Origin of the sequence: Sporomusa sp. GT1, assembly GCF_014634905.1 — a bacterium.
Classification (GTDB): Bacteria; Bacillota; Negativicutes; order Sporomusales; family Sporomusaceae; genus Sporomusa; species Sporomusa sphaeroides.
In genome coordinates this window covers 1-1,885 of record NZ_BMBX01000058.1, presented here as the reverse complement: position 1 = coordinate 1,885, position 1,885 = coordinate 1, and the positions used below count along the sequence as shown (strand labels likewise).

The 1,885-nt window shown below is 50.8% G+C and carries 1 protein-coding gene; it reads left to right on the top strand.

What is annotated here, in order from left to right:
• The first annotated feature begins 490 nt into the window (after positions 1–490).
• Positions 491–1,789, top strand: a complete 1,299-nt coding sequence (gene ltrA, locus GT1_RS21790; RefSeq protein WP_188400483.1) for a group II intron reverse transcriptase/maturase — start codon at positions 491–493, stop codon at positions 1,787–1,789.
• Positions 1,790–1,885 lie beyond the last annotated feature (96 nt).

Here is a 1,885-nt window from a genome sequence, read left to right as displayed (position 1 = left end):
CGTCCCGTGCGCCAAGAAGCGCCCGGAGTAAAGCGGGAGGGAATCCCGTCTGGGAAGGCCTAGCCAGTCACCCAGTATCCAGCCTTGGGACTGAAGCGGTAACGCCAGGTCTAAGCGTAGGCAGGAAAGGTAGCAGGCCGAAAGCGCAAGCTGAAGATGTAGAATCCCGAAATCCTCAATGGGAAAGGTCGATGCATGGGACGAGCAGAAGACAACACCGCGTTTAGCGATACAGGCGAGCTAATGGCGGCGCCCCGGGATCGAAGGTCTTGGCATGCTACACACCGTTACTCCGTGTGAACTTGGGAGACCCTGCCGCCCTCCCCTGAGAGTATGGCGGACAAGTTGAAGACGAGGAAGTCAAATAGACGGCAGGGAGTCGGATTGCGCTATAGTACTGAAGAAGCAGGGTAATGCCTGCGGAGGGAAGGGCGTAACATAGCAGAGCCCTTGAAAAGAGAAACAATGCTGCACTGGAGGCAGAGAACCATTGGTAACAAAACTGACAAGGATAACCGAATTAGCTAAACAAAGACCGAGAGCCAAACTGCAAACCCTTATCCATGCCATTGACGAGGAAAGCCTGAAGGCGGCCCATCGTGTCCTGTCAGCAGAGAAAGCAGTTGGCGTGGACGCTGTAACCAAAGAAGAATACGGCAAAAAGCTAAAGGAAAACATCGATGATCTGTTGGGAAGAATGAAGCGGCAAGCGTACAAGCCGCAACCCGTAAAGAGAGTCTACATTCCAAAAACTGATGGGAAGAAGCGACCGCTAGGAATACCTGCCTATGAGGACAAACTGGTGCAGAAAGCCCTAAACGAAATTCTGACTGTCATCTACGAACTGGAATTCCTCGACTGCTCCTATGGTTTCAGACCAGGGAGAAGCTGCCATGACGCGCTAAAGGAAGTTACCAGAATCCTTGAAAGCAAGAAGGTCAACTATGTAGTGGATGTGGATATCAAGGGCTTCTTTGACAACGTCGACCATGAGTGGATGATGAAGTTCCTGCAGGACCGAATCCAAGACCCGAACCTCCTGCGACTGATACAGCGCTTCTTGAAGGCGGGGGTCATAGAGGCGAACGTAGAATACGAAACAGACACAGGAACGCCGCAAGGGGGAGTCATCTCCCCCACGCTGGCGAATGTATACCTGCACTATGTACTGGACTTGTGGTTCACGGTGAAAATAAAACGGGACTGCAGAGGTGAAGCCTATCTGATTCGATATGCTGATGACTTTTTATGCTTCTTTCAATACCAAGCAGATGCAGAAGCTTTCTATGGAAAATTGATAGACCGACTGGGGAAATTCAACCTGGAGATAGCGGAGGAGAAAACGAAGATCATCGAATTCGGACGCTTTGCCGCAGACAGTCGGGCTAAGCGAAACGAAGGTAAGCCGAACACATTCGATTTTCTCGGATTCACGCACTACTGTGGCAAAAGCAAAACAGGCAGATTCCGCGTCAAGAGAAAAACCAGCCGGAAGAAATTCAAAGTGAAGCTGAAAGTCTTCGCAGACTGGCTGCACCGTGCCATGCACAATGAGATAGGAGACTTAATCAAGCAGATAAATGCCAAGCTGATTGGACACTACCGTTACTATGGGGTGACCGACAACAGCAACGGAATCCATACGTTTGGCTATCGCATACGGCATAAACTGCTTGAAGTGCTCAATCGCAGGAGCCAGAAGAAGAGTCTGACTTGGGAAGGATTTGCAAAGCTTGAGGAGCGATTCCCGCTTGCCAAAGCAAGGGTTTACGTGAATATCTATGGCTAACTATCGGTGAATGCTGTTATGAAGAGCCGGATGCCTTAGTTGGGCCCGTCCGGTTCTGTGAGGGTTGTCGGGCCGTGAGGCCCGCTTCTACTCGAC